Source organism: Pseudarthrobacter sp. alpha12b (assembly GCF_054130495.1).
Map to the genome: position 1 here is coordinate 3069073 of NZ_CP196746.1, position 22956 is coordinate 3092028.

General features: G+C 65.6%; 16 protein-coding genes. 9 read left to right on the forward strand and 7 right to left on the reverse strand.

Annotation, left to right across the window (positions count from 1 at the left end; translation table 11 throughout):
- Positions 1-120: 120 nt before the first annotated feature.
- A complete protein-coding gene (locus ACTAQI_RS14270; protein WP_457946722.1) occupies positions 121-801 on the reverse strand; it encodes a GntR family transcriptional regulator in 681 nt (226 codons plus the stop codon).
- Between the two features lie 123 nt (positions 802-924).
- Here ACTAQI_RS14270 and purU point away from each other — a divergent pair, with 123 nt between their 5' ends.
- The 6 genes from purU to ACTAQI_RS14300 all read left to right on the forward strand — a co-directional run bounded on the left by purU (position 925) and on the right by ACTAQI_RS14300 (position 10687).
- Positions 925-1830: a formyltetrahydrofolate deformylase gene (purU, locus tag ACTAQI_RS14275; protein ID WP_457946723.1), complete on the forward strand. Its 906-nt coding sequence runs from the start codon at positions 925-927 to the stop codon at positions 1828-1830.
- Between the two features lie 50 nt (positions 1831-1880).
- A complete protein-coding gene (locus tag ACTAQI_RS14280; protein WP_457946724.1) occupies positions 1881-4373 on the forward strand; it encodes a GcvT family protein in 2493 nt (830 codons plus the stop codon).
- Between the two features lie 4 nt (positions 4374-4377).
- The gene (locus tag ACTAQI_RS14285) at positions 4378-5004 is read left to right on the forward strand and encodes a cyclodeaminase/cyclohydrolase family protein (RefSeq protein WP_457946725.1); all 627 of its coding nucleotides are present in this window, start codon (positions 4378-4380) and stop codon (positions 5002-5004) included.
- Positions 5001-5906, forward strand: a complete 906-nt coding sequence (locus ACTAQI_RS14290) for a bifunctional 5,10-methylenetetrahydrofolate dehydrogenase/5,10-methenyltetrahydrofolate cyclohydrolase (RefSeq protein ID WP_457946726.1) — start codon at positions 5001-5003, stop codon at positions 5904-5906. Before ACTAQI_RS14285 ends, ACTAQI_RS14290 begins: the two co-directional genes overlap by 4 nt.
- 605 nt (positions 5907-6511) lie before the next feature.
- Positions 6512-7924 (forward strand): MFS transporter, encoded by a 1413-nt coding sequence (locus ACTAQI_RS14295; protein ID WP_457946727.1) that lies wholly within the window; start codon positions 6512-6514, stop codon positions 7922-7924.
- 255 nt (positions 7925-8179) lie between these two features.
- A complete protein-coding gene (locus tag ACTAQI_RS14300) occupies positions 8180-10687 on the forward strand; it encodes a GcvT family protein (RefSeq protein ID WP_457946728.1) in 2508 nt (835 codons plus the stop codon).
- 184 nt (positions 10688-10871) lie between these two features.
- Here the strand turns inward: ACTAQI_RS14300 and fdhA are convergent, their stop codons facing one another.
- The 6 genes from fdhA to ACTAQI_RS14330 form a co-directional block, all read right to left on the reverse strand.
- Positions 10872-12086: a formaldehyde dehydrogenase, glutathione-independent gene (gene fdhA / locus ACTAQI_RS14305; RefSeq protein ID WP_457946729.1), complete on the reverse strand. Its 1215-nt coding sequence runs from the start codon at positions 12084-12086 to the stop codon at positions 10872-10874.
- Positions 12087-12214: 128 nt separating this feature from the next.
- Positions 12215-13615, reverse strand: coding sequence for a ferredoxin reductase (locus ACTAQI_RS14310; protein WP_457946730.1), 1401 nt, complete (start codon positions 13613-13615; stop codon positions 12215-12217).
- Positions 13612-14916, reverse strand: a complete 1305-nt coding sequence (locus ACTAQI_RS14315; protein WP_457946731.1) for an aromatic ring-hydroxylating oxygenase subunit alpha — start codon at positions 14914-14916, stop codon at positions 13612-13614. The genes ACTAQI_RS14310 and ACTAQI_RS14315 overlap by 4 nt, the downstream gene beginning before the upstream one ends.
- A 355-nt stretch (positions 14917-15271) precedes the next feature.
- Complete coding sequence (locus tag ACTAQI_RS14320) at positions 15272-17626, reverse strand: FdhF/YdeP family oxidoreductase (RefSeq protein ID WP_457946732.1); 2355 nt, start codon at positions 17624-17626, stop codon at positions 15272-15274.
- Positions 17627-17730: 104 nt separating this feature from the next.
- A complete protein-coding gene (locus tag ACTAQI_RS14325; RefSeq protein WP_457946733.1) occupies positions 17731-18351 on the reverse strand; it encodes an MBL fold metallo-hydrolase in 621 nt (206 codons plus the stop codon).
- Positions 18351-19436, reverse strand: coding sequence for an S-(hydroxymethyl)mycothiol dehydrogenase (locus ACTAQI_RS14330; RefSeq protein ID WP_457946734.1), 1086 nt, complete (start codon positions 19434-19436; stop codon positions 18351-18353). Before ACTAQI_RS14330 ends, ACTAQI_RS14325 begins: the two co-directional genes overlap by 1 nt.
- 325 nt (positions 19437-19761) lie before the next feature.
- On the opposite strand from ACTAQI_RS14330, the gene ACTAQI_RS14335 reads away from it, so the two are divergent.
- The 3 genes from ACTAQI_RS14335 to purM are packed head-to-tail and all read left to right on the forward strand — an operon-like array spanning position 19762 to position 22947.
- Positions 19762-20076 carry a hypothetical protein gene (locus ACTAQI_RS14335; RefSeq protein ID WP_457946735.1) on the forward strand — a complete coding sequence of 105 codons (315 nt, stop codon included), beginning with the start codon at positions 19762-19764 and terminating at the stop codon, positions 20074-20076.
- Between the two features lie 58 nt (positions 20077-20134).
- Positions 20135-21805, forward strand: a complete 1671-nt coding sequence (gene purF / locus ACTAQI_RS14340) for an amidophosphoribosyltransferase (protein WP_457946736.1) — start codon at positions 20135-20137, stop codon at positions 21803-21805.
- Entirely contained in the window at positions 21802-22947 is a 1146-nt protein-coding gene (gene purM / locus ACTAQI_RS14345) for a phosphoribosylformylglycinamidine cyclo-ligase (protein WP_457946737.1), read from the forward strand. The genes purF and purM overlap by 4 nt, the downstream gene beginning before the upstream one ends.
- Positions 22948-22956 lie beyond the last annotated feature (9 nt).

Below are 22956 nucleotides of genomic sequence, written 5' to 3' on the forward strand. Positions count from 1 at the left end.
GATCGCCGGCACCGTCGCCGCTCGAATCCATAAATGATATTTGATTGATATATCAATCTCGACTCAGTGTATGGTCCAGGTCACATGGCATGTCAACAGGCGCCCCTGGCACACCTGACACTAGGCCTTGAAAAGCGCCTCCCGGACCGCACGTTCGAATCCGCTGACGTGGACGCGGGCAAGCTCCGCGGCCCGCTCCTCATCCCCATCGATGACGGCGCGGAGCAGATCAAGGTGTTCACGCACATGGTGGGACAGGTCCGGCAGCCGGTCAATGACCATGCACCAGATGCGCGTTGCCAGGTTGTCATAGCGGATCAGGATGTCTTCCAGGTGCGGGTTGGCAGCGGCGGCGTAGATGCCCTGGTGCACTTGGGCATCCAGCTGCAGCGTCTCCGTCACGGTTGCCGACGACACGTCGAACGCCTCAACCTTTTCGAGTGTGGCACGCAGCCCGTCCCGGACCGCGGGGGAAGCCACCCGTGCGGCACGGGCCGCCGCGAGGGGCTCAAGCTGGGCGCGGATCTCCGAAATAAAGGAAAGGTCGGTCACGTCCACCCGGGTAGCGAAGGTGCCCCGGCGCGGGTAGGTCTTCACCAGCCGGTCCAGCTCCAGCCGCTTCAGGGCTTCGCGCACCGGAGTGCGCCCCACACCTAGATTCTTAGCCAGGAGTTCGTCATTCAGCAGCTCGCCGGGTTTGATTTGAAGGGTCAGCAACCAGTCGCGGATGGTCTCGTACGCGACGTCCGCCAGGGATTTCCTCCCCATGTCGTCCGCCACCGCTAAAGCTTCGAATGCCACGCTGAGCCCCTTCTTCCCCGACCAGAAAAAAACTATTGACCTCGCCTATGGACCAGTATACGCTGGCACCCAATCTAATATATCAGTCCGTAGCTTTTGAATATATCTAGAAGGAGGAGGGGCATGACCCTCATCGAAGCAGCCTCAGCAACCATCACCCTGCCGGCGCTCAAGGAAGAGCAGGCGCAGAAGTTCGTGCTGACCCTGTCCTGCAAGGAGCAAGCAGGAATTGTGCAAGCCGTCACCACGTTCCTGTTCGAGCGTGGTTTCAACATCGACGAGCACCAGCAGTTCGACGACAGCCTGCGCGAGACACTCCACCTGCGCACCGCGTTCTCCGGCTCCCCCGACTACACGGCTGCCATGCTCGAGGAAGAGTTCGCGGGCATCGCCAGCCGGTTCGACATGAAGTTCAGCTTCCACGACCAGACCCCCAAGCGCGTCCTGGTCATGGTGTCCAAGTTCGGCCACTGCCTGAACGACCTCATCTTCCGGTGGCGCGGCGGCAGCCTGGGCGGCGAACTGGTGGCAGTCGTTTCCAACCACGAGACCCACCGCGCAATGGCGGAAGCCGCCGGACTCCCCTTCATCTACGTCCCCGTCACCCCGGACACCAAGGCCGACGCGGAGCGCCGGCTGCTGGAACTGGTGGACGAGTACGAGGCAGACCTCGTGGTCCTGGCCCGCTACATGCAGGTGCTCTCGGACGACCTTTGCCGGGCACTGGAAGGACGGGCCATCAACATCCACCACTCCTTCCTTCCCGGGTTCAAGGGCGCCCGCCCCTACCACCAGGCCTACGACCGCGGCGTCAAGCTGGTGGGTGCCACCGCCCACTACGTCACAGCGGACCTGGACGAGGGCCCGATCATCGAGCAGGAAGTCATCCGCGTGGACCACACCTATGGCCCGGCGCAACTGTCCACCGTGGGCCAGGACGCCGAGGCGCTGGCCCTCTCCCGCGCCGTCCGCTGGCACTGCCAGCACCGGGTGCTGAAGGACCAGACCAGCACCGTGGTGTTCCGGTGAGCACCGGCGCCCACGCAGACAGAACCCGTAAAGCAGCAGGAGAGACCCCCTTGGAATCGTCGCCACGCATTGTCATTATCGGAGCCGGTATCGTCGGCACCAACCTCGCGGATGAACTCGTCACGCGGGGCTGGAAGAACATCACCGTCCTTGACCAGGGACCGCTCAACATGCCCGGAGGATCCACCTCGCACGCCCCGGGACTGGTCTTCCAGACCAACCCTTCCAAGTCCATGGCGCTGTTCGCCAAGTACACCGTGGAAAAGCTGCTGTCCCTGACTGAGGACGGAACCAGCTGCTTCAACCAGGTCGGCGGCCTCGAAGTTGCCACCACCGAGACCCGACTGGCGGACCTGAAGCGCAAGCTCGGCTACGCCGCCGCCTGGGGCATCGACGGCAGGATCCTCTCGCCGGCTGAGTGCAAGGAGCTTTACCCCCTTATTAACGAGGAGGAGATCCTGGGCGGCCTGCACGTCCCGAGCGACGGCCTTGCCAGCGCGGCGCGGGCCGTACAGCTCCTGATCAAGCGCACCGAGGCCGCCGGCGTAAAGTACATCGGCAACACCGAAGTCACCGGCATCGAACAGGCCGGCCGCCGGGTCACCGGCGTCCAGACGCCCGACGGCGTGATCCCGGCAGACATCGTCGTCTCCTGCGCCGGATTCTGGGGCGCCAAGGTCGGCGAGCTGATCGGCATGTCCGTGCCGCTGCTGCCGCTGGCGCACCAGTACGTCAAAACCACCCCGGTCCCGGCGCAGCAGGGCAAGAACGAACTGCCCAACGGCGCTTCGCTGCCCATCCTCCGGCACCAGGACCAGGACCTCTACTACCGCGAGCACGGCGACCGCTACGGCATTGGCTCCTACGCCCACAAGCCCATGCCCGTGGACCTGGACGAACTCGGGAGCTTCAAGCCGAACGAGATCAGCGAGCACAACATGCCGTCCCGGCTGGACCTCACCCTCGAGGACTTCCTCCCCGCCTGGGAGGCCACCAAGCAGATCCTGCCGGCCCTGCGCGAAAGCGAGATCGAGGACGGCTTCAACGGCATCTTCTCCTTCACCCCCGACGGCGGCTCCCTGGTGGGAGAGTCCAAGGAACTCGATGGCTTCTTCGTCGCCGAAGCCGTCTGGGTCACCCACTCGGCGGGCATCGCCCGCGCCGTCGCCGAACTCCTGGTGGACGGCAAGTCCAGCATCGACCTGGGCGACTGCGACATCCACCGCTTCGAGGACGTCCAGCTGACCCCCGAGTACGTCAGCGAAACCTCGCAGCAGAACTTTGTGGAGATTTACGACGTCCTGCACCCGCTCCAGCCCAAGCTCTCCCCCCGCAACCTGCGCGTGTCCCCCTTCCATGCCCGGCACAGGGAACTCGGCGGCTACTTCCTCGAAGGCGCCGGCTGGGAACGGCCCTACTGGTTCGAGGCCAACGCCGACCTGCTCAAGGAAATGCCTGCCGAATGGCAGCCGCCCGCCCGCGACGCCTGGTCAGGCATGTTCAGCTCCCCCATCGCCGCCGCCGAGGCATGGAAGACCCGTACCGCCGTCGCCATGTACGACATGACGCCCCTGAAGCGCCTCGAAATCTCCGGACCCGGCGCCCTGAAGCTGCTGCAGGAACTGACTACCGCGGAAATGAACAAGAAGCCCGGAGCCGTCACCTACACGCTCCTGCTGGACGAGCAGGGCGGGGTCCGAAGCGACATCACCGTCGCCCGCCTGGACGAGCAGACCTTCCAGCTCGGCGCCAACGGCAACATCGACACCGCCTACTTTGATCGGGCAGCCCGGCACCAGACAGCAAGCGGCAGCGCCGAAGACTGGGTCCAGGTCCGCGACACGACCGGTGGCACCTGCTGCATCGGCCTCTGGGGCCCGCTGGCCCGGGAGGTTGTCGGCGCGGTCAGCAGCGATGACTTCTCCAACGACGGCCTGAAGTACTTCCGGTCCAAGAATGTCGTCATCGGTGGCGTCCCCGTTACTGCCATGCGCCTGTCCTACGTCGGTGAGCTGGGCTGGGAACTGTACACCAGCGCTGACAACGGCCAACGCCTCTGGGATGCGCTCTGGAAGGCCGGCCAGCCGTTCGGCGTCATCGCCGCCGGGCGTGCCGCGTTCAGCTCCCTCCGCCTGGAAAAGGGCTACCGCTCCTGGGGCACGGACATGACCACCGAGCACGACCCTTTCGAGGCCGGCCTCGGCTTCGCGGTGAAGATGGCCAAGGAGAACTTCGTCGGAAAGGCGGCGCTGGAAGGCCGCACCGAGGAGAACTCCGCGCGGCGCCTGCGCTGCCTCACGGTCGACGACGGCCGCAGCCTGGTGCTGGGCAAGGAGCCTGTGTTCTACAAGGACCAGGCGGTTGGCTACGTCACCAGCGCCGCCTACGGCTACACGGCTAAAAAGCCGATCGCCTACTCCTACCTGCCCGCAGAAGTCTCCATCGGCGACTCCGTGGAGATTGAGTACTTTGGACGCCGGATCGTCGCCACGGTCACCCAGGACCCGCTGTACGACCCCACCATGACCCGGCTCCGCGGCTAGCAGCATGATCAGTTCAGAGACAGTCAGCAGCTACCTCACCCGGCTGGCCGCAAAGCAGCCCACGCCAGGCGGTGGTGCTGCCGCGGCCCTGCACGCCGCCCAGGGTGCAGCCCTGGTGGCCATGGTGGCGCGCTACACCACCGGCGCCAAATACGAACAGCATGCACCGCTGGTCCAGCGCATCGCGCAGGCCGCCGACGACCTTGTCGCCGAAGCACTGAGCTTGGCTGAAGCAGATGAAGAGGCCTTCCAGGCAGTCATCGACTCCTACAAGCTTCCGTCCGGCACTGATGACCTCAAGGCCGCCCGGGCGGCTGGGATCCAGTCCGCGCTCATCCAGGCGGCACAGACGCCTGCCCGGCTCATCAAGCTGTCGGGCGCAATCGTGGACCTTGCCACCGAACTGTTCGACGTCGCCAACGCCAACGTCATCAGTGACGTTGCGGCGGCCGCTGACGCCGCCCGCGCAGCTGCCACCACGGCGCGCGTCAACATCGACATCAACGTCGTAGCGGTCAAAGATACCGAGGCACGCGCACTGCTTGCCCAGCAGACAGACGGCATTGAAGAGAAAGTGGTCCTGGCGGCGGATGCCCTCTCGGCCCGCGTGAGGGAAAGGATCCTGGGTTGAGCACCGCAGTACTTTCCGGAAAGCCTTTGGCCGCTTTGATCCAGCAGGAAGTCCAGGACCAGGTCCGGTCGCTTGAACGGGACAGCGTCCGACCGGTCGTGGCAGTGGTCATGGCGACCGCCGATGAGTCAACGCGCTGGTACGTCCGTTCCATCGAGCGGGCAGCGGAGCGCGCCGGAGTCGGCTGCCGGATCATCGACCTGGGCCATGATGCAACGGAGCCGGTACTGGCCGGCGTCCTGCGGGACCTGAGCGCCGAACCGTCCGTGAACGGGATCATCCTGCAAACCCCACTGCCGCCCGGTGTCCGGACCGACAACCTCGTGGGCCTCATCGCCCCGGAAAAGGACATTGACGGCGCGAATCCGCTGAGCCTGGGACGCCTGGCCGTCGGGCAGCCGGCCTTTGCGCCCGCTACCGCGCGCTCCGTCGTCGAAATCCTGGACCATTACCGGATTCCCGTCGCGGGCAAGGCCGTGGTGGTGGTGGGCCGGTCCGCCGTTGTGGGCAAGCCGCTGTCCCTCCTGCTGCTGGCACGCGATGCCGCCGTGACGGTCTGCCATTCCAGGTCGGGCCCGCTGGAGCGGTACACGAAGGATGCCGATGTGGTGGTGGTCGCCGCCGGGCGCGCCGGGCTGCTGGCAGGCAGTCATGTCTCCTCCCAAACAGTGGTGGTCGACGTCGGCACGAACGTCCTTCCCGACGGCTCGCTCGTGGGTGACGTGGACGCAGCAAGTGTCACCGGGACGGCAGCGGGGCTCACCCCCGTTCCCGGCGGCGTCGGCTCAGTGACCACCGCACTGCTGCTCCTGCACACCGTGGAGGCCGCGCGCCGGCAACCGTCCTCCCTGCCGCTGGAGGCCGACGCCGTGGAGGCCCAGGTCCTGGAAGCGACGGGCTAGGAAAGGCACAGCGTCAGCAACGGGTGTCCCGTTTTTCGTAAAAGGTGCTTCGGTGGGCCTAAGACCTGGGGAGGTATTCCTCATCGAAGCACCGTTTTCGGAAAACGGGGCCCCGCAGCCGGCGTTTGCCGGTGAATCAGCAAGGAGGGGGCGCGGATGCCTGCCCCGGAGCACTAGGCAGGAACGCCTACATACTCTGCCTTCCACGGGTCACACTCTTGACATTGAGTGTGACCTGGCGCACGATTCTGTTGCATAGAGCGAACGTTGTTGATCATCACGGAACTAAGATCGCCCGGATATGCTCCTCCAGTCCCCCGATTCCACCCGTGATGGCCTTGGGAAAAAGACGAACGAATTCATGATGGCCGATCCGAAAGGGCCCTGGCCCGCGCATCGGCCGCTCAACGTTGCCAGCATCCATGCGGCAGCGCTAGATGACCAAAGGAAACTGTCTATGACTATCAGGGATGGCAGCACCATCGATCAAAGCAGCGCGGGGCGCCGGAACCGGGGAACGACGCCGAAGTCTGTCCGTGGGTCCAGGAAACAGCGCTCCGGCGCCTTCAGCGGTTTGCGCTGAAGCCAGAAGGGAACGAATCTCCATGATCAATCCGACCAGGACGACGGCCCCCGTCGGCACCTCCACATCAAAAGAGACCAGCTCCAAGTTCAAACGCCGCTTCATGGTGCGGCTTGTCGCGGTCTTCATCGGCGGGATGTTCCTCGACGGTTACATCCTCGGAATCATCGGCCCCGTCACCGGACCCATGCGGTCAGATCTCCAGCTCGACGCACTGTCGCTGGGCATGATCGCTGCAGGCCCCCTGGCAGGTATCTTCATCGGCTCCCCGCTGGCCGGCTGGGCTACTGACAAGTTCGGACGCAAGCCCATGTTCCTCGTGGACATGGGGCTGTTCCTGGTGGCCTCAGCTGCCCAGTTCTTCGTAACCTCCGGAGACGGCGCCGTAATCCAGCTGGCGCTCATCCGATTCCTGATGGGCGTCGCGATTGGCGGCGAGTACTCAATCGGCGGCCCACTGCTGTCAGAGTTCTCCCCTCCAAAGCTCCGCGGGCGGTTGCTCGGGCTGACCCTGATCGCCTGGTACGTCGGTTTCATGATGGCATTCATCATTGGCACCCTCCTGCACGACGCCGGCACCCCCTGGCGCCTTGTCATCGGCACGAGCACGATACTGGCATTCGTTCTGCTCATCGCCCGCATAGGCCTCCCCGAATCACCGAGCTGGCTCATCACGAAGGGACGGCGTGAGGAAGCACTCGCGATCGCCCACAAATACGTCGAATCGCCACAGATGCACAACAGCATCACCGAGGAGATCGATCTGAGGATGCTCCAGGAGGCCCAGGCCGCGAAGGGCAGGACCAAGATCAAGAACGCCTCCTTTGGAATGTTGTTCTCGAGGGAGCACTGGCGGACCACCCTGTTCACCGCGGGTTTCTGGTTCTGCGCGGTCACTCCGTACTTTGCGATCGCGACCTTCGCCGACGACGTGCTCAGCCAATTCGGCTTCGGCGGCGGCTGGGCAGGTGGAGTCGGCCTGTCCGCACTTGCGGCCGCGGGTGTTGTCACCACCGTGCTTCTGATTGACAAGCTGGGCCGCCGAATCCTCACCGTGCCCGGACAGTGGCTCTGCGCAGGCATCCTGCTGGTCATCGGCGTCTGGGCGGACGCACCGGCGATCCTCGTGCTCGCCCTGTTCCTCGCATTCTCCTTCTTCAATGCCGGCTACACCACATTGACCCAGGTCTATCCGGCCGAGGTATTCCCCGCCCCCCTGCGCGGCATCGGCATGGGCTTCGCCGCGGCTTTCAGCCGCATCGGAGCCGCACTCGGCACCTTCGCCCTGCCGTGGGCAATCAGCAACATCGGCTTGGGCCCAAGCATGGTGGTGGCCGCCGTCGTCGCATTGCTCGGCGCAATCCTCTCGCAATGGCTCGCGCCTGAGACGAAGGGGCGCACCCTTGCCGAGATCTCAGCAGACGTTTCCCACTGACCCCGGGACCGGACGGCCAAACGCCGCCGGATAACCGGAGATGCACCAAAGAGGCCTTCGCCGCACCAGCGGCGGGGGCCTCTTTGCCGCCTGCGGACACAGCGCCGCCCATCCCCGCAACAAAGCAGGAAACCCTTGACATCCCATGTGAGCTGAGACACCCTGTTGCATATAGTGATGCGCGTTGCTCATAGCGAAGCAAATTCCATCACCCGGTCAGGCGGATTCCAGCAGCAACCAGGAGAACCCAACATCATGAGCGCATCACCCCGCGTCGTCATCATCGGAGCCGGCATCGTCGGTACCAACCTCGCCGACGAGCTGGCAAGCCGCGGCTGGAACGACATCACCGTCGTCGAACAGGGCCCGCTGGAGCTCGCAGGCGGCTCCACGTCGCACGCCCCCGGCCTCGTGTTCCAAAACAATCCGTCCAGGACCATGACGGAATTCGCCACGTACACAGTGAACAAGCTCCTGGCCCTGGGCAAGGACGGCGAGTCATGCTTCAACCAGGTGGGCGGCCTGGAGCTGGCAACCACTCCCGAGCGCCTGGCCGACCTCAAGCGCAAGATGGGCGTCATGACCTCCTGGGGTGTCGAAAGCAGGATCGTCGACGCCGACGAATGCGAAAAGATCTACCCGCTGCTGAACACCGGCAAGCTCACCGGCGGCCGCGAGGTCCTGGGCGGCCTGCTCATCCCCACCGACGGACTCGCGCTGGCGGCACGGGCCGTGCAGCTGCTGATCGAACGCACGCGCGAGCGCGGCGTCACCTACCGCGGGTCCACCACCGTCACCGGCATCGCCCAGGAGGGCGGCAAGGTCACCGGCGTCGAGACCTCCGCGGGCGTGATCCCTGCCGACATCGTGGTGTCCTGCGCGGGGTTCTGGGGCCGTGAACTCGGCCGGATGGTGGGCCTGGAGGTGCCCCTGCTGCCGCTGGCCCACCAGTACGCCATCACCACACCCCTTGCCGAACTCGAGAACGTCAACGAGCTTCCGAACGGCGCCAGCAAGCCGATCCTGCGCTACCAGGACAAGGACCTGTACTACCGCGAATGGGGCGACCGCATCGGCATCGGCAGCTACGCACACCGCCCTATGCCCGTTGACATGTCGGCACTGCCAAAGGTCTCTGCCGAGGACATGTCCGACCACCGCATGCCCTCCCGCCTGGACTTCACCCTCGAAGACTTCGTGCCCGCATGGGAGGACAGCCGGGACCTGCTGCCGGCACTGCGCAGCACCGAAATCCAGGACGGTTTCAACGGCATCTTCTCCTTCACCCCGGACGGCGGCCCGCTCATGGGTGAGGCACCGGACCTCGAAGGCTTCTTCGTGGCCGAGGCCGTCTGGGTCACGCACTCGGCCGGCGTTGCCAAGGCCATGGCAGAGCTGATCATCGACGGCCAGCCGCAGACCGACCTGCACGGCTGCGAGCTGACCCGTTTCGAGAAGGTGCAGACCTCCGACGCGTACGTCAGCGAGACTTCACAGCAGAACTTCGTGGAGATCTACGATGTCATGCACCCGCTGCAGCCCCGCGAATCGCCGCGCGACCTGCGCGTCAGCCCGTTCAACGTCCGCCAGAAGGAACTCGGGGCTTTCTTCCTGGAGTCCGCCGCCTGGGAACGCCCGCACTGGTTCGAGGCCAACCGCGGACTCCTGGCCGAACTGCCGGAAGAATGGCAGGCGCCCGAGCGCGACGACTGGTCCGCCATGTTCCACTCCCCCATTTCCGCCGCCGAAGCCTGGAAGACGCGCACCGCCGTCGGACTTTTCGACATGACGCCCCTGAAGCGGCTCTCGGTGGTGGGCCCGGGCGCGCAGGCACTGCTGCACCGGCTCAGCACGGGCAACATCGCCAAGAAGCCGGGTGCCGTGACCTACTGCCTGCTGTTGGCGGACGACGGCGGCATCCGCAGCGACGTGACCGTGGCCAGGCTCGCGGAGGAAGAGTTCCAGCTGGGCGTGAACAGCAATGTGGACTTCGATTACCTCCGGGTGGAGGCCCGCCGGCAGTCAGCTGCCGATCCCGCCCAGTGGGTGCATGTCTCCGACATCACCGGCAGTACCTGCTGCATCGGCCTGTGGGGCCCGCTGGCCCGGGAGGTGATCGGCAAGGTCTGCCTGGATGACCTGACCAACGACGGCCTGAAGTACTTCCGGACCAAGGAGATCTCGGTGGGCGGCATCCCTGTCACGGCGATGCGGCTCTCCTACGTAGGCGAACTCGGCTGGGAGCTCTACACCACCGCCGAATATGGGCTCAAGCTCTGGGACCTGCTGTTCGAGGCCGGCCGGGAGCACGGCATCATCGCTGCAGGACGCGGCGCCTTCAACAGCATGCGCCTGGAGAAGGGCTACCGGCTGTGGGGCACGGACATGACGTCCGAGCACCACCCGTACCAGGCCGGCCTGGGCTTCTCGGTGGCCAAGGACAAGACCGGGTTCGTAGGCGCCGAGGCACTTGCCGGACTCAAGGATCAGCCGGCTGCCAAGACGCTGCGCTGCCTGACGGTCGACGACGGCACGTCAGTGGTGCTGGGCAAGGAACCGGTATTCGTGGCCGGGGAAGCCGTCGGGTACGTCACCAGCGCGGCCTACGGCTACACCGTCCGCAAGCCCATCGCCTACGCCTGGCTGCCCTCCGCGGTGGAGATCGGTGACTCCGTGGAGATCGAGTACTTCGGGCGCCGAGTGGCCGCCACCGTTTCCGCCGAGCCGCTGGTGGACCCCGGCATGGAGCGCCTCCGCGGCTGATCTGCCCCACCCACACCAGGTGGTTGAGCCTGCTTGAGACCGGCAGGCCCAACCACCTTTTTGTGCCCGCGAACACCCCTATGCCGAACCGCCCTATTGGCCCCGGCATGACAACGGCGGCACCCCGGACAGAGCGGGGTACCGCCGTTGGACCTTGCCGTTCTTCACAAACGGGAACCAGGCATCAGTTGTTGAGGTAGCCGTTCGGATCAAGGACATACTTCGTGGCAGCTCCGGCGTCGAACTCTGCGTACCCGCGCGGGGCATCATCGAGCGAAATGGCCGTGGCGTTGACCGCCTTGGCGATCTGGATCCTGTCGTGCAAAATCGCCATCATCAGCTGCCGGTTGTACTTCATCACCGGGCACTGGCCCGTGGTGAAGGACAGGGACTTGGCCCAGCCGGTACCCAGTGACAGGGACAGGCTTCCCTTCCGGGCGGCCTCGTCCGCAGCTCCCGGGTCGCCCGTGACGTAGAGGCCGGGAATGCCCACAGAGCCGCCGGCAGTGGTGAGGTCCATCAGCGAGTTAAGCACCGTGGCCGGTGCTTCCTGGGCGCCGTGGCCGTGTCCGCGGGCCTCGAAGCCGACCGCGTCGATGCCGGAGTCGACTTCCCGGACGCCGAGGATCTGCTCGATCTGGTCGGCGGGGTCGCCGTTGGCCACGTTGACGGTTTCACAGCCAAAGGACCGGGCCCGGGCCAGGCGGTCTTCGTTGAGGTCGCCCACGATGACCACCGCGGCTCCCAGCAGCTGGGCGCTGGCGGCCGCGGCAAGACCCACGGGTCCGGCGCCGGCAACGTACACGGTGGATCCAACGCCGACGCCAGCCGTGACGGCACCGTGGAAGCCGGTGGGCAGGATGTCGGAGAGCATGGTCAGGTCCATGATCTTCTCCAGCGCCTGGTCCCGGTCCGGGAACCGCAGCAGGTTCCAGTCGGCGTAGGGGACCAGCACGTATTCGGCTTGGCCGCCCACCCAGCCGCCCATGTCGACATAGCCGTAGGCGGAGCCGGGACGGTCCGGGTTCACGTTCAGGCAGATCCCGGTCTTGCGCTCTTTGCAGTTCCGGCAGCGCCCGCAGGAGATGTTGAAGGGGACCGAGACGATGTCCCCGACCTTGATGAACTCGACGTCAGGCCCGGTCTCGATGACTTCGCCGGTGATCTCGTGTCCCAGGACGAGGCCGGCAGGGGCGGTGGTCCGGCCGCGGACCATGTGCTGGTCGGACCCGCAGATGTTGGTGCTCACGGTGCGCAGGATGACGCCGTGCGGAACCTTCCGGCCAACATTGGCGGGATTGACGCCGGGGCCGGCTTTCAGTTCAAACGTGGGATACGGGGTGTCGATGACCTCGACGACTCCGGGCTCTTTGTAGGCAACGGCTTTGTTTCCTGACATGGGCATGGCTCCTATGGTTGGTCTTCGGTTGCCACGGAAGGCCTGACGCTGTGTGCCTCAGGCCTTCCGTGTGGTCTTACTTTTCACTTGCGGTGAATCTTGGGTGCGCCCACCGCTTGAGCGGGTGGCTACGCGTCGATCACCATGTCGGTGCGCGCTGTGGAGCAGCAGGGAAGGAACTTGCCGGCATCAATTTCCCGTTTGCGGATTCCGCCCTGGTGGTTCATGTCAATCTCCCCGGACAGCTTGACCACCTTGCAGGAGCCGCACATGCCTTCTTTGCAGTTGGCACCGATCCGGACACCGGCGCGCTGGGCGACCTCAAGGATGTGCTCCTCCGGGTCGATCCGCACGTTGATCCCGGTGCGCATGAAGGACAGGGTAAGGCTGCCCGTTCCCACGGTGTCGAAGCTTGAGGCGTCGGGGGTCTGCGCCTCCGGGGCCACAGCCGGGGTGCCGGCGGCGGCTTCCGGGGTGGCGGCTTCCAGCGCGAGTCCCGTGGCCTGCAGGGTTCCATCCTCGTCGTAGCCGGGCTCGTACATCCCGAACGCCGCAGGCTGGCTTTCGAAGTAGTCCTCGGCGGACTCGGCAATGTCCTCGGCGATCTCCCCGGCGATGTCCGCCGCCAGGGCGAGCTCGGCCTGGTATTCAAGGAGGGTCTGCCGGTCCCCGGAGAAGAACTCCATGTAGATGGAAGTGTCGTCGACGCCCACGCTCGCGAGCAGTTCAGTGGCGGTGTTCAGGTACCCCTCGGGTCCGCAGGCGTAGACCTGGCGGCCGTTGGCGTCGGGCGCCACCTCATCGATCATGGCTGAGGTCAGCCGTCCGCTGAAGCCTTCCCAGTCCTCGGGCCTGCCGCGGTCGCCCAGAGCGTAGAAGACCTTGATGCGCGAGTCCACGGAAGCGATGTAGGCCAGCTCCCGGTGGAAGGCAAAGCCGCCGGCTTCCGCGCCGTGGTACAGCACCACCACGTCGGCCGTTCCCGGCAGGGAGTGGATGGTCCGCACCATCGACATGATGGGCGTGATGCCGGCGCCGGCGGCCAGGAAGAGGTACCGGGCGCGCCGGTCGGCGTCAGGCAGGTGGAATGCCCCCACAGGTCCCAGCATGTCCAGGACGGCGCCGGGCCGGACATTCTGGTGCACCCAGGGTGAAACCAGCCCGCCGGCGTCGCGCTTGACGGTGACGCTGAAGGTCCACGGTTCCGTGGGCGAACTGGACAGCGAGTAGCTGCGGTCCACCGGTTCCTGGTCCTCGCCGTATACGGGGAAGGCGATGTTCACGTACTGGCCTGGACGGAACGCCAGCGGGGCACCGTCGCAGCGGCGGAACACGAACGTCATCATGCCGCCCGCTTCGGGAACGGTCTCGACGCATTCGGCCATGAACTCCTGCGGATGCCACGGGCCCAGGGCCTTGGCCGCGCTGGCCGGTCCTTCGATGCTGCCCATCACCCGGTTCCACGGCATTTCAAGGCCGCGGATGCGCTGTGGTTCCTGGACGGGCGTCTCAGTGAGGACCTCAATCATGCCAAGTGCTCCTGCACCCGCTGGACGTACCAGTTGATGAAGGCCTCCACCTGGTATTCGCTCTTCATGTAGGGGCCAGGTTCGTAGGCGGGGCTGGCGGCACCCTGCTGGCACAGCTCAACGAATGCCTTGTCCTGGATGTTGGTCTGCTTCCAGGTGTAGGTGAGCTTGTCGAGGTCGTAGTCGACGCCTTCCTCGGCGTCGTCGGCCACAAGCCAGGTGGTGCGGACCAGGGACTGGTGCTCGTTGATGGGGAAGACGCCGAACGTGATGACGTGGTCGCCCAGGAAGTGGAACCAACTGTTGGGCTGCAGGTGCATGGAGCAGCGGCCCAGGCGGAAGTCCCGCAGGTCCCCGAGCAGCTTCTTGGAAAGCCTGCGGCCGTCGGCCGAGAACGATTCGCCTTCTCCGTCAAGGGATTCCCGGGAAATTCGGATGCCCGCGATGCGCGTGTCCAGTTCCTCGACTACCTCGTAGGGGAGGCCGTAGCGGCGGCACCGCTCCTCGAGCGAGGACTGGGCTTCCTTGTTGCGGTCCCACACCTCTTCGAGGTGGGTGGGGATCAGGCCTTCCGTCAGGCCCCAGGTGGGGAAGAGGGAGCAGGCGAGTTCCGGGTGCCCGTCGCAGTGGTAGCACTCACGGTTGTTCTCCATGACCAGCTTCCAGTTGCCCTCTTCGATGATGTTCTGCTGGTAGGCAATCTTCGTCTTGGACAGGTCGTGGGGTGCGAGGTAGGGCTCGAAGATCTTGGCGGTCTCGTCGAAATCTGCGGGGGGTTGGTCAGCGATGCAGACGAAAATGAGCCCGGCAACCTCGCGGCTGTGGGCGCGCTTGAGCGCAAAGCAGTTCTTGTCGAACTTGGCTTCGCCGGGGGCAGAGGCGTGGATCAGGTTGCCCTCGGGGGAATAGGTCCAGGAGTGATAGCCGCAGACCAGGTTTCCGGTGGAACCGGCAGCTTCGGTCAGGACACGTGCACCGCGGTGGCGGCAGACGTTGTGCAGGACGTTGACGTCACCCTCGTCGGTTCGCAGCACGATCAGGGAGTAGGGGCCGTAGTCGACCGTGATGTAGTCGCCCGGCTCCGGCAGCTCGGCAACGCTGCCGGCAAAGATCCAGTGCTGGCCGAAGATGGCCTCCATGTCGAGCTTGAAGATTGTCGGATCGGTGTAGAACGGGGCATCGAGGGAGTAGCCAGTGCGCCGCAAGGCGAACAGCTCGGTAATTTCAGCCAGCTGCTCGGCAGGCATTGCTGAGGCGAGCTTTCCGCGTGCGCTGAGGGGCGCGTTCACTGAGGTAGTCATTGTGTTTCCTCCCGGTAGGGCTGGGTAATGAGCGATTTGCGGTGATTACGGAGCAGATGGGGCAACACGGGGTGTCCAAGACGTTCTGTTCCTGAATGTGGGGAGGTCCATCAGCAACAGAAGCGACGACTCCAGAAGGAAACTGGAAGCACCTAACGCAACACCGATCACCATATGCAACAGTGTGACTCCTGCCACGCTGGGCTGTCAATCAATTTCGGATATGACGAAAAAGCGTCGGACCGCGGCGCCCCACGCCACAAAAACCGCCACCCACCAGCATCAGAACGGCGGCACACCGGGCTACCGGTGTGCCGCCGTCGCGGGCCCGTTGTTGTGGAATGTAATCGCGCGGCTAAGCCGGCGTCCCTGCCAGCTCCCCTGCTGACGCCCGGGCCACCGCCGCGGCAGCCTTGTGGGGCTCGAAGCGGACGAACATGGCCTTGAAGCCGGGGGTGTTGGACACGCGGGCCACGTTCTCCTTGTGGACCAGTGCGTTGGCCTCCGGGAAGTACGCGGCGGCGCAGCCCTTTGCGGTGGGGTACGCCACCAGGCGGAACTTGTCCGCCCTGCGGTCCACGCCCTGGAAGGTGCTGACCACGTCCACCAGTTCCCGGTCCTGGAAGCCGGATTCGGCGAGGTCCTCGGGGTGGATCAGGATTACGCGGCGGCCATCCGAGATGCCGCGGTAGCGGTCGTCCAAGCCATAGAACGTGGTGTTGTACTGGTCGTGGCTGCGGATGGTCTGCAGCACCAGGTGCCCGGGCGGCGGGGTGAGGTATTCCAGCGGGCTGACGGTGAACCGGCCGCGCCCGATGTCCGTGGCGAACGAGCGGGTATCCCGGGGCGGGTTGGGCAGCACGAACCCGTTCTTCGTGCGGACCCTGGCGTTGAAGTCTTCGAAGCCGGGCAGGACGCGGGCAATGTGGTCGCGGATCACATCGTAGTCCTCGGCCATGCCCCGCCAGTCCACGGAGTGGTCCGGGCCGAAGGTCGCCTCCGCCATCCGGGCCACGATGACCGGCTCGGCAAGCAGGTGCTCGGAGACCGGTGTGAGGCGCCCCTGGGTGGAGTGGACCACGGACATGGAGTCCTCCACCGACAGGAACTGGGCGCCCTTGGGGTGCTTGTCGTCCTTGTCCGTCCGGCCGAGGGTGGGCAGGATCAGCGAAGTGCGGCCGTGCACCACGTGGGAGCGGTTCGGCTTCGTGGAGATGTGCACGGTCAGCCCAATTCGCTGCATCCCGGCTTCCAGCGCCTCGGTGTCGGAGCAGGCCAGCGAGAAGTTGCCGCCCATCGAAACGAACACGTCCACCTCGTCGCGCTCGAACGCCTCCATGGACTCCACGGCGTCGTAGCCGTGGTGCCGCGGCGACGAGATCCCGAACTCTGAATCCAGTGCCTCCAGCAGCCATTCCTTGGGCTTCTCCCAGATGCCCATGGTCCGGTCGCCCTGGACGTTCGAGTGCCCGCGGACGGGGCACGCGCCGGCGCCGGGTTTGCCGAAGTTGCCCTGCAGCAGCAGGACGTTGACCATCTCCTTGATGGTGTCCACCGAGTGCGGCTGCTGGGTGACGCCCAGCGCCCAGCAGAAGATGCTGGCTTTGGATGCCACCAGCATCCCTGCCACCTTTTCGATCTGGGTCCGGGTCAGGCCGGTGGCCCGCTCGGTCTCGTCCCAGTCCAGGGTGGCGCGCGCCTCGCGGTAGGCATCGAACCCGTCGGTCTGCGCGGTAATGAAGGAATGGTCGACGACGGTCCCCGGGTTGGCTTCCTCGGCCTCCAGCAGGAGGTGGCCGAGCGCCTGGAACAGCGCCAGGTCCCCGCCCACCTTGATCTGCAAGTACTCGTCGGCCAGCGGAGTGCCGCCGCCCACGACGCCCGAAACGGTCTGCGGGTCCTTGAAGTTGAACAGGCCGGCCTCGGGCAACGGGTTCACGGCCACCACCTTGCCGCCCTTGTCCTTGCACTCCTTCAGCGCGGACAGCATGCGGGGGTGGTTGGTGCCGGGATTCTGGCCCACCACGAAGATGAGTTCGGCGTCATGGATGTCATCCAGGGACACCGTGCCCTTGCCGATGCCGATGGTGGGGTTCAGCGCGGAGCCGGAGGACTCGTGGCACATGTTGGAGCAGTCCGGCAGGTTGTTGGTCCCCAGCGACCGTGCGAACAGTTGATAGAGGAACGCGGTCTCGTTCGCGGTCCGGCCGGAGGTATAGAAGACGCAGCGGTCCGGGGTGCTGGCGCGGATGTGTTCACCGATCAGCCCGAACGCGTCCGCCCAGGAGATGGGCGAGTAATGCGTCTCCCCCTCCCGGATGACCACCGGTTCAGCCAGCCGGCCCTGGTTGCCCAGCCAGTACTCGGTCTTCCCTGACAGTTCGGCAATGGAGTGCCTGGCCCAGAATTCCGCTCCAACGGTCCGCAGGGTGTTCTCCTCGGCCACGGCCTTGGCACCGTTCTCGCAGAACTCGGCCGTCTTGCGCTTCTTGTCCGACTCCGGCCACGCGCAGCCCGGGCAGTCGAACCCGCCGCGCTGGTTCAGCCGGAGCAGGGAATGTGCCGTCCGGGCAACCCCCGCCTGGGCCACCGCGCGTTCCAGGGCCACCATGACGGCCTTGACGCCGGCCGCCTCGGTCTTGGGCTTGTGGACTACAAGCTTGTCCTCATTGATGTCCGCGACGGGGGCGGGCTGTTTCCCGAACTTCATTGTCCATCTTCCTTACCGGCTTGCGCTGTTCGACAGCCAGTGAAAGGCGCGCCGGGTGTTCCCGGCGCGCCTTTCACTGGCATATTCCATAGATCTTCTGCTGGCTACTGCGGAACCTTCGCCAGTGTTTCCTGCTCCGCGGCGATGGTGGTGCTGTCACCGTGGCCGGTGCGGACCACGGTGCCGGCCGGCAGGGTCAGCAGCCGTTCCCGGATGGACTTCAGGATGGTGGGGTAGTCGCTGTAGGACCGTCCCGTGGCACCTGGTCCGCCGTTGAACAGGGTGTCCCCGGTGAAGACGGTGCCTTCGCTTTCCAGGTAGAAGCAGGTGGACCCCGGCGAATGGCCGGGAGTGTGGATGGCCTCCAGGCTTGCCCCGCCCACTTGGAACACGTCGCCGTCAGCGTGGTAGTGGTCCGGCTTGGCATCCAAGTACACCTGCTCCCACAGCACCAGGTCCTCCTGGTTCAACAGGATGGGAGCACCCACGGCATCCGCCACCTCACGCGCGGCACCGATGTGGTCGTTATGGGCGTGGGTGAGCAGGATGGCCTTGACCTTGCGGCTGCGGACCTGGTTGATGATCGCGGCGGCGTCGTGGGGCGCATCGATGATGATGCATTCTTCGTCGTTGCCCACGATCCAGACGTTGTTGTCAACGTCCCAGGTGCCGCCGTCGAGCGAAAACGTGCCCGAGGTGACCAGGTTCTCAATGGTGACCGCCATCAGATTTCCACCACGGAACGCAGCACCTTGCCCTCGTGCATCTTGCCGAAGGCCTCCTCCACCTGGTCGATGGTGATGCGCTCGGACACGAACGCGTCAAGGTCCAGGTTGCCCTGCTTGTAGTGCTGCACCAGCATGGGGAAGTCACGGGACGGCAGGCAGTCACCGTACCAGGAGGACTTCAGCGAGCCGCCGCGGCCAAAGACGTCCAGCAGCGGCAGTTCCAGCGTCATCTCGGGCGTGGGGACGCCCACCAGGACCACGCGGCCGGCGAGGTCGCGGGCGTAGAAGGCCTGCTTGTAGGTTTCAGGGCGGCCGACGGCGTCAATCACCACATCCGCCCCGTGGCCTCCGGTGAGGGCGCGGATGGCTTCCACCGCGTCCTCCTGCCGGGAGTTCACGCCATGGGTGGCGCCGAGGGACTTGGCCATCCCGATCTTGTTGTCATCGATGTCAACGGCGATGATCGTCGTCGCGCCCGCCAGCTTGGCGCCGGCGACCGCAGCGATGCCCACGCCGCCGCAGCCAATCACTGCCACGGACTCGCCGCGCTTGACCTCACCGGTGTTGATCGCGGCGCCAATGCCGGCCATCACGCCGCAGCCCAGCAGGCCAACTGCGGCAGCGTCGGCTTCGGGGTCCACCTTGGTGCACTGCCCGGCAGCCACCAGGGTCTTCTCCGCAAAAGCACCGATACCCAGGGCAGGCGAAAGCTCGGTGCCGTCCTCGAGGGTCATCTTCTGTGTGGCATTGTGCGTATTGAAGCAGTACTGCGGCTGGCCCTTGGCACACGCCCTGCACTCACCGCAGACGGCACGCCAGTTCAGGATGACCCGGTCACCCGGCGCCACCGACGTTACGTCCGGGCCAATGGCGCTGACAACGCCGGTGGCTTCGTGGCCCAGCAGGTAGGGGAAGTCGTCGCCGATGCCGCCCTGTTTGTAATGCAGGTCCGTGTGGCAGACGCCGCAGGTGATGATGTCCACCAGGGCCTCCCCCGGACCCGGATCCGGCACCAGGATGGTCTCCAGCGACACCGGGGCGTTCTTCTCCCGGACGATGACGGCTTGTACTTTGTGGACCATGGTTCTTGTGTTCCTTTCCTGGATCCGGCCGGATCCGGTGAGTCGGCACCAAGTGCCAATCTAGCTGACATGCCCTGCCAGGGGACCACATCATGCCGCCACGCTGGACGCTGCCAATTGCGTAATACACAACAAGATGCACATAGCGCCTACGGGAAAATATGACAGTGGCCACACTTTGGGTCAATAGATATATCAGTTGTGGCCCAGAGAGGGCATCAGCCCCCGGCCCCTTTCCCGGTGGAGTTTTTGGCCGGATAACTGGACTTCGCGGGGCCCGGCGTCCCGTTATGCGCCCAAAAACGCGGGCAGTAGGCTGGATGGCATGGCTTTTGAAGAAACCCCTGCCGAGCGGCGCGAAGTGACCGTCCGCCGTGCGCCCAAATATGTTCCTTTTTTGATTCTGGGTGCACTGGCGGGCATTGTTGCCGCCGCAGTGGTTGCTTATGCGGTGCCTGGCGATGCCACGTTCGACCCCGGGGCCGTCTTCGGATTCTTCCTGGTGATGTTCGCAGCCGCCGGCGCCCTCCTTGGCGCCGCGCTGGCGCTGGTCCTGGACCGGCGCAGCGTGAGGCGGCAGGAGCGGGCCGTCGTGGAGGCCGTCCCGGATTCGGAACCGGATACCGATCCCCAGGGCTAGCCGGGTCACAAACTGAAGCGGGGGAAAGTCATACCCCACAACGTGCGATAATCGATCAGTGGCACGCGGCGATGGAAAACTTTCCCATGATCTTCTTCCCGGCGAAAAAGGACCCCAGGACGCTTGTGGCGTCTTCGGCGTCTGGGCACCCGGTGAAGAAGTAGCAAAACTTACCTATTACGGGCTGTATGCACTGCAGCACCGCGGTCAGGAGTCGGCTGGCATAGCCACCAGCGACGGCAAGCGGATCAACGTCTACAAGGACATGGGCCTCGTGTCCCAGGTCTTCGACGAGACCACGCTCAACACCCTGACCGGGCACCTGGCCGTTGGCCACTGCCGCTACTCCACCACCGGTGCCAGCCACTGGGCCAACGCGCAGCCCACCCTGGGTGCCACCTCCACCGGCACCGTGGCCCTGGCGCACAACGGCAACCTCACAAACACCGCCGAGCTCAACGCAATGATCACCGAGCGCAACGGCGGCCAGCTCACCGGCGAAATGAAGCAGGGCAACACCTCGGACACCGCCCTGGTCACCGCCCTGCTGGAAGGTGAACCGGGCAAGACCCTCGAAGAGACCGCCACCGAACTCCTGCCCAAGATCAAGGGCGGCTTCTGCTTTGTCTTCATGGATGAGGGAACCCTCTACGCCGCACGCGACACCTTCGGCATCCGCCCGCTGGTCCTGGGCCGGCTGGAGCGCGGCTGGGTTGTCGCCTCCGAACAGTCCGCACTGGCCACCGTGGGAGCCAGCTTCATCCGCGAGATCGAGCCGGGCGAGTTCATCGCCATCGACGAGGAAGGCGTGCGGTCCAAGAAGTTCGCGGAGCCGACGCCGGCCGGTTGCGTTTTTGAATACGTGTACCTCGCCCGCCCGGACGCCGCCATCGCCGGCCGTTCCGTCTACGAGTCCCGCGTGGAGATGGGCCGCCAGCTGGCCCGGGAAAACACCCACGAGGCGGACATCGTCATCCCCGTCCCGGAGTCCGGCACCCCCGCAGCCGTGGGTTACGCCGAGGAATCCGGCATCCCGTTCGCGCACGGCTTCGTCAAGAACTCGTATGTGGGCCGCACCTTCATCCAGCCCTCACAGACCCTCCGCCAGCTGGGGATCCGGCTGAAGCTCAACGCCCTCGAGTCCGTAATCCGCGGAAAGCGCGTTGTGGTGGTGGATGACTCGATCGTCCGGGGCAACACGCAGCGGGCCATCGTCCGGATGCTCCGGGAGGCCGGCGCCGCCACGGTCCACGTCAAGATCTCCTCCCCGCCGGTGCAGTGGCCCTGCTTCTATGGCATCGACTTCGCATCCCGCGCGGAGCTGATCGCCAACGGCGCCACCATCGAAGAAATCTCCCAGGCCATCGGCGCCGACTCCCTGGCCTACATCTCGGAGGACGGCATGATCGGGGCCACCCGACAGCCGCGGGAACGCCTCTGCACCGCCTGCTTCACCGGCAAGTACCCCATTAAGCTTCCGGATGCGGACAAGCTGGGAAAGAACCTGCTGGAGCGTACCGACCTGGGCGGCCTCAAGCCCTCCCCGTCGGCTCTTCCCGGCGAAACCGCAGCCCTGGCCGTTGACGCCACCGAGGACCCCGCGGAGAAGGCCGGCGCCACCGGCTGCGATCCGGGCCCGGACTCCGAATTCGAGAACCTGCTGACCGAAGCCGACCTCGTGCCCGACGTACACGCCGCCACCCGCGCCGACAAGAAGGACTCCGTATGACTTCCGCCAACACCGCCGCAGAGAACTCCGGCATCACCTACGCCTCCGCAGGCGTGGACGTTGAAGCCGGGGACCGCGCCGTCGAGCTCATGAAGGATGCCGTCAAGGCAACCCACAACTCCTCGGTGATCGGCGGGGTGGGCGGCTTCGCCGGCCTCTACGATGTCTCCAGGCTGCTCACCTACAAGAGGCCGCTGCTGGCCACGTCCACGGACGGCGTGGGCACCAAGGTTGCCATCGCCCAGGCCATGGACATCCACGACACCATCGGGTTCGACCTCGTGGGCATGGTAGTTGACGACATCGTGGTGGTAGGCGCCGAGCCGCTCTACATGACCGACTACATTGCCTGCGGCAAGGTGGTCCCGGAGCGCATCGCCGACATCGTCCGCGGTATCGCGGCCGCCTGCTCCGTGGCCGGCACCGCCCTGGTGGGCGGCGAAACCGCGGAGCATCCGGGGCTGCTGGGTGAGCACGAATACGACGTCGCCGGTGCAGCAACCGGTGTTGTCGAGGCCGATGCACTGCTGGGCCCGGACCGCGTCCGCGCGGGCGACGTCGTGATCGGCATGGCCTCCTCCGGCCTGCACTCCAACGGCTACTCCCTGGTCCGCCGCGTCATCAACCACGCTGGCTGGGCGCTGGACCGCCAGGTGTCGGAACTGGGCCGCACCCTGGGTGAGGAGCTCCTGGAACCCACACGGGTCTACGCAGCCGACTGCCTGGACCTGGCCCGCACCTTCCCGGTCAGCGCCGGTGCGGCCGTCCACGGCTTCAGCCACGTCACCGGTGGCGGCCTGGCCGCCAACCTGGCCCGCGTCCTGCCGCAGGGCCTGGTGGCCACGGTGGACCGTGCCACCTGGGAACTGCCCGCCATCTTCAAGCTGGTGTCCGAACTGGGCAACGTTCCGCTGGCCGATCTGGAGCGCACACTGAACCTGGGCGTGGGCATGGTGGCCATCGTCTCCCCCGACGCCGCGGATGCCGCCGTCGCGCGCCTGAACGACCGGGGCCTGCCGTCCTGGATCATGGGCACGGTCACCGAGGATTCAGACTCCATCTCCAAGTCCGGCCCGGACTACGTCCAAGGCGCCAAGGGCGTGGACGGCGGCGCTGTCCGCCTGGTCAACGCCTACGCCTAAGACTCGATG